The sequence below is a fragment of the Calditrichota bacterium genome, from assembly GCA_014359355.1.
Lineage (GTDB): Bacteria > Zhuqueibacterota > Zhuqueibacteria > JANLFK01 > Oleimicrobiaceae > Oleimicrobium.
The window spans coordinates 1-5,779 of record JACIZP010000006.1; the positions used below are offsets into that span (position 1 = coordinate 1).

The window sequence follows — 5,779 nt, forward strand, 5'->3', positions numbered from 1 at the left end:
GAGAGCGTCTGCTCCAGTCGCGCGCGGCGCCAAAAGAAATCGCTTGACAGGGGCCAAATTTTTTTTTTAGAATAAGACGTGAGCGTTCGCCGGCTGGCATCAGCCCTCAGAGCGCGCTGGGCGCAGAGGCCCACAATGTTGGAGAGGACGGTCTCCGATGAGGGAAACGATAAAGGCCAGCTTCGTGCTGGTTTTTGCGCTGGTGGCGATTGTTCTTTCCTGTGCGCGGGACAAGACGCCGTTAGGTCCTGCTGAGGGCCCCGCGGTCTGCCCGCAACAGGAGATCCCCTGGCCCAGTCTGGCCAACAGCCCGTGGCCGGTCATGTGGGGGGACATGCAATGCACGGCCAGGGGCAAGTACCCTGGGCCGCGCGTTGGGAGGGTCGTGTGGAGTTTCAGCGAGCACGGGTTGTATGCCGAAGAGGTGAACGTGGCTGTTGGGGAGGACGGCACGCTCTATCTGGCCGCTCCTATTGTCGGTACCCAGGAGGGGGGAAGTCGTCCGTACCTGTTCGTGCTGGGCCCGGACGGTAGCTTACGGGCCAAGACCCCTTTTGGTCGCCCAGGGCACTCCAATTCCAGTGCGGCCCTCCTTGCTGGGGGGAGAGTGCTCGTGGTAGAGCAAGCGGGGGTCGAGGCAGAAATCTATCAGTTCGGCGGAGAGGGGAATCTCCTTTCCAGCTCGAGTTGTCCCCACGCCAACTACGCTGCCGCCCCCGCGATAAGTAGAGACACTTTGGTGTTTTTCTACTGCTGGGACGGTGTCTTCTCAGCGGTGGAGCCGACGGGGCGGGTCCTGTGGTCCAGGCGCATTGACGGCCACTCTCGCCCTTTGGACGCTGGGGCACTGGCCCTGTCGCCCGACGGCACCGTACTGTACGCTTTGCGCGAGGTGGGGGCGGGACTGCAATTGACGGCGCTGGACGCACGGAATGGCGCGGTGCTGTGGCAAGCTCCTTGCGATCTGTATTTTCGTTCCCCCCTTGTGGACAATGACGGCAACGTCTATTGTACGGCGCGCAGCGAGCGGGCGCCTGACCTCATCGTGGTCCGCTCATACACGCAGCAGGGACAGCTGAGGTGGGAAAGCCGCGCGCCAACAGGGCTCACCCCGAACCTATGCATGAGCGCCCAGGGCTCCATTTTCGCGTACGGGAGAGGAGACTCTCTGTTGTGCATTGACTGCCAAGGGAGCCTTCGCTGGGCTGCGCCGATGCTGGGGCGGCCTGAACTAGGCGCAGAAGGGGGTGTGCGGTTGGTGGTGGATTCTGAGGGCGTGGTGTATGCTTGCTACAGCTGGAAGTACCTCTTGGCGTTCGACGCAGCGGGGAATAGGCTGTTCACTTGTGAACTTCCAGGAATTCCTGACGGGCTCACTGGGGTTGCCATATCCGCTCCAGGCAGACTGATCGTGGTCGGGGAATACGCTGTTTATTGCGTAGAGTAGCAGGAGGAAAACAGCTTTGCGGAGCATCAGGGGTTCAGGGGTCCTGGCACTTGCGCTAGTGGTGGCCGCAGCGCACGTGGGCCTTTCACAAAAGGCCGTCGAAGTCTCGGGCGAAATCACCATGGCTGTAACAGGGTTGTCAGCGGAACAGGACTGGGTGGTAAGGGCATGCTCTCAGTCCCCGGTTCGATGGTCCTGGGACGGGGGCACATGTCCGCTGACCTCGGAATATGCCTTCGCCCAGGTCACCGGCCATGGCAATGCCGACTCTTACGGGTCGTTCAAGTGCCCCATCGTGGACTGGCCGGGCCAGACGCTTGCCTTCGGAGACTACGAATTTACCTTTGACCTCCCGCCAGGGTACAGAGACGTGTCCTTCTGCCTTGACCTTCGCGACGCCGACTGGACCGCCGGGTACGATAGCCCCAAGGACGTCTGGGTGCGCTGCCACATTACCACTCCGACGAGCAGCTACCTGGAGTGGAAGCGGGGGTCCGGGGGGACTTACTCCGCGCAGATGGTCGGCTCGATCTGGGAGATGTTCGGGCGCCGCACGCCCAATCATGCGAGGCTCCAGCCCACGCCACCCCTCCAGTTCACTTGCAGCAACGCGGGTGAGGCTGGCGCCAACCCGCGTTTCACCTGGGAGGAACCGATAGAGCCAGGCGGCGTGAGCCACCTGTACAGGGTATACCGCAAGCGCCCCTCGCAGTCGTGGAGGTGCGTCGTGTCGGATCTGACGGTGAGGGAGTGGATCGACGAGGAGGTCACCATTGACCCCGCAAGGGGTGTCACGTACTGGTACTGCGCGACTGCCTACACCAGCCAGTCCATTGAGTCGCCCCCTCGGAGGAGCTGCAGATCATCGGCCATCTTGGCAAGCCCCGTGACGACGCGCCAGGCGCCTCTGAGGTACCGGGTGGGGAGGCAGCCGTTTTGGTCTACCCCAACCCCTGCAATCCCAGGGCCACGGTGCGGTACGTGGTGGCCGAGGAGGGAGAGGTGAAGGTGAGCCTGTACGATCTTTGCGGCCGGGAGGTGACGCGCCTTGTAGAAGGGCAGCGCCAGGCTGGGGAGCACCAGGTCCAGCTGGACGGGCAGGCGTTGACCACCGGGGCCTATCTGGTGCGGATGGTGCATGGGGGCCGGGCCCTGAGTGCCAAGGTGCTGGTGGTGAAATAGCGCTGGCGTGAGCTTGTGCTCACCCCCCCTCTGCTGCGGCGGCGTTGCTGGCAAGGGCAGGGCTTTGCTTCTTGAGTCCGGCACTGGCCCTGCGGGAGGATGCGTGCGCGTGGGGGATGCTCGGGGGAGAAACAACTTGACAGGGCGGACATTTTCCTGATATTGGAGGTGGTCTCAGGAAATGGGGCAGCTTGCCTTTCTTGGGGAGACGTTATGCGCAGAGCCGTTTTCGTGTCGCTTGGGATCTTCTCGTGGGCGCTGGTGTGGTGTGCGCGGGACAAGACGCCGTTAGGTCCTGCTGAGGGCCCCGCGGTCTGCCCGCAGCAGGAGATCCCCTGGCCCAGTCTGGCCAACAGCCCGTGGCCGATGTACCGGCACGACCCGCAGTTTACAGGGAGGAGTCAGTACATAGGTCCGCGCAAAGGGCGTATCAAGTGGACTTTTCAGCCTGATGCCGGTGGCATCATCTGGCCGGCTGTGGTGATTGGGCCTGATTCGACAATCTACTTCTCCACGCACCGGGAAATTACCCCCGAGGGGGGGCAGGAGCCCTTTTTCTACGCGGTGACGCCCCGGGGCACCCTCAAGTGGAAATACCATCTGGCAAGCCAGGCGTCCGATGGCAGCGCCATGCTTCTGGCAGACGGTTCAATTCTTGTACCCTGCCTTTCGTCGTGGCTGATCTTGAACCCCGATGGCTCCTTGCGCCGAAACCTGCAAGTGCGTTCGCCTTCACAGCCCAATATCGGTCTGGACGGCACCCTGTACCTGGTCGACAGGCATGACGCCCTATGCGCGGTCACGCAGGAAGGCACCTTCAAGTGGACCCTCCGTATTGACGATGGCTTCAGCTGGCAGGGAGTGGCTCTCTCCCCGGATGGCACGAGCCTCTACGGGTTCACATTTGTCCAGCCTTCAGGGCCGGGGAGTAGCATCTTCCATGCCGCGCTGTGCGCAGTGGGGGTTGATGGAAGTTTACGCTGGCGCTTCGCTTTGCCGGAAAGCACCCAGATCCCTATGGGGCTGCTGCCTATGGTCGATTGTTCGGGAGCGACCTACTTCGGCATCGGCCTCCTCAGCCAGTCGCTCGCGTCGCAATTCTGCTCAGTCGCTCCTTCAGGAAAGCTGAACTGGTCGGTAGAGGCCTTTTACAGCTGGTGGGAGACGCCGGCAATTGACTCGCATGGAAACCTTTACTTCTACGACGCTTGGTGGGGCCAGCGCCTGCTCTCCGTTGATTGCCGGGGCTGCCTCCGGTGGTGGCACGCTCTTAGCGATGAGCTTTACGCCGGGGCCGTTTGTGATGCAGAGGACGTAGTGTACGTCCCGGAAGGGAAACTCCTGGCCCTCGACAGAGACGGCTCACTGTTGTGGAGCGTCCCTCTTGTGGGCTCATTTAGCCGGATTGCCGCGCCGGCCATTGGCGCCAACGGTATTCTCTACCTCGGCACCTATGGAGTGGACAGCCGGCTGTACGCGATCGAGTAGAGCAAGAAAAGTGCAAGGAGGAGGCTCATATAAAGGGTGTACTGGCCTGCGCTGCGCTGCTGGGACTGTGCGCCACGATGGCTCCTGCACAACGTGCACAGCTTCATGAGTACGAGCTCATCATCAATGTAGTCAATGGGAGAACGGGCCAAACTCTTAAATTTGAGGCGACAAAGTGCTATCCCACGGTGTGGGACTGGGAATGTAGGCTCACCACAGACCCAAAGTATGTCCGCCCTCCCCTGTCGAGATCCGGGTAAGGCCTGACGGCAAAGGCCAGGGAGGTTGGGACACCTCCGATGTCGCCTTGCCTTGGAAGTAGCTTCTACACGGTGCGGACCACTACGGGGAGCGCCTACCTGGACGTTGACACCTATGGAAAAGTTCAGACCTTCCAAAACGACTTTCGCGTAACCTACGACGCGTTCGCAGATTCTTTTGACCCCTCTGAAGCTGACATGCACGACAACCCGGTCGGTCTTCAACCCACGCCCCCGCGCAACTTCACCTGCACCAATGCTGGCCAGACCTGGCAACATCCCCACTTCACCTGGCGCGCCCCGGAGGCCCCCGAGGGGGTCAACTTTACGTACAAGATCTACCGCAAAGGCGAGACGCCCTCCTGGGACGAAGTAGCCTCCGACCTGACGGTCACAGAGTGGACCGACCGCGAGGTGGTAATCAACCCCAGCGGCCGCAGGTACTGGTACCGCGCCACGGCCAATAGCGGGCAGTCTCCGGAGTCGGAGCCATCCAATGAGGTCAGCGTCAACGGCTACCTCGGCAAGCCCGTGGCAGAAGGAACCGGGAACTCCGAGCTGGAGGGTGGGCATGTGCGGCTGGGGGGCTACCCCAATCCGTTCAACATTTCTGCCACCATCTGCTACTCGGTGCCCGCGCCTGGGGAGGTCTCGCTGATTCTGTGCGACGTGGAGGGGCGCCAGCTCCGGCGGCTGGTGGAAGCGCATCAGTCTGCCGGGGGCTACCACCTGGCAATGGACGGCGGCGCGCTGCCTTCTGGCCTCTACCTGCTGCGGCTGCTGTGGGGCGGGCAGTCGCTGAGCCGCAAGGTGCTGCTGGTGAGGTGAGGACGGAATGGCCCGGCGGTCCAAAACTGCCTTGGAGGCCAACACTCAGCCGAGAGCGTCTGCTCCAGTCGTGCGCGGCGCCAAAAGAAATCGCTTGACAGGGGCCAAGTCTTTTTCTAAATTGAACATGAACGTTGGCCGGCTGGCCGTGGCTCTCCGTAACCGCCTACTTGGACGTACGCAATCTGTTGGACCGCTACAACGTGCTGTGGATCGCCTCCGACGGCCGGATTGGCGGCGAATTGCACGACCCCAGCGCCTGGGACGTGGGGCGGCGCATCAATGTGGGGGTGCGCATAGCGTTCGAGCCTACGCGCTGACGGTGGCTCTTGCTTCGCCTCTCTCTTGGCCTGTGCCCCTTCGACTATGCGCCGGCACCTAGCCAGCGTGGCCCCACAGGGAACGTTGCGCAGCCCGGGGCATAGTGCCACATGCGCCGCCCGCACCTGCCCATGCAACCAGCTCCGTCTGCCCCTCAAGAGCCCATTCGGCGGTGGGCTATGCATTCCGGTCACGCCGCCGTCCGGAGACGTCGCCTTCTCATCATGGACCCAATGCCTTCGACTGTCGGCTG

General features: G+C 62.3%; 6 protein-coding genes. All 6 read left to right on the forward strand.

Going from position 1 to position 5,779, the window contains the following annotated elements:
• The first annotated feature begins 157 nt into the window (after positions 1–157).
• The 6 genes from H5U38_00110 (at position 158) to H5U38_00135 (ending at position 5,525) form a co-directional block, all read left to right on the forward strand.
• Complete coding sequence (locus H5U38_00110; protein ID MBC7185414.1) at positions 158–1,447, forward strand: PQQ-binding-like beta-propeller repeat protein; 1,290 nt, start codon at positions 158–160, stop codon at positions 1,445–1,447.
• Positions 1,448–1,463: 16 nt separating this feature from the next.
• The gene (locus H5U38_00115; GenBank protein ID MBC7185415.1) at positions 1,464–2,453 is read left to right on the forward strand and encodes a hypothetical protein; all 990 of its coding nucleotides are present in this window, start codon (positions 1,464–1,466) and stop codon (positions 2,451–2,453) included.
• Positions 2,420–2,629, forward strand: a complete 210-nt coding sequence (locus H5U38_00120; protein MBC7185416.1) for a T9SS type A sorting domain-containing protein — start codon at positions 2,420–2,422, stop codon at positions 2,627–2,629. Before H5U38_00115 ends, H5U38_00120 begins: the two co-directional genes overlap by 34 nt.
• A gap of 213 nt (positions 2,630–2,842) precedes the next feature.
• A complete protein-coding gene (locus H5U38_00125; GenBank protein ID MBC7185417.1) occupies positions 2,843–4,117 on the forward strand; it encodes a PQQ-like beta-propeller repeat protein in 1,275 nt (424 codons plus the stop codon).
• A 299-nt stretch (positions 4,118–4,416) separates the two neighbouring features.
• Complete coding sequence (locus H5U38_00130) at positions 4,417–5,205, forward strand: hypothetical protein (protein ID MBC7185418.1); 789 nt, start codon at positions 4,417–4,419, stop codon at positions 5,203–5,205.
• A gap of 134 nt (positions 5,206–5,339) precedes the next feature.
• Positions 5,340–5,525: a hypothetical protein gene (locus H5U38_00135; protein ID MBC7185419.1), complete on the forward strand. Its 186-nt coding sequence runs from the start codon at positions 5,340–5,342 to the stop codon at positions 5,523–5,525.
• Positions 5,526–5,779: the final 254 nt, after the last annotated feature.

Bases quoted from the DNA above. Each gene is read 5' to 3' on its own strand.
- H5U38_00110 (MBC7185414.1), top strand. From the start codon at position 158: ATGAGGGAAACGATAAAGGCCAGCTTCGTGCTGGTTTTTGCGCTGGTG.
- H5U38_00130 (MBC7185418.1), top strand. From the start codon at position 4,417: ATGTCGCCTTGCCTTGGAAGTAGCTTCTACACGGTGCGGACCACTACG.
- H5U38_00125 (MBC7185417.1), top strand. From the start codon at position 2,843: ATGCGCAGAGCCGTTTTCGTGTCGCTTGGGATCTTCTCGTGGGCGCTG.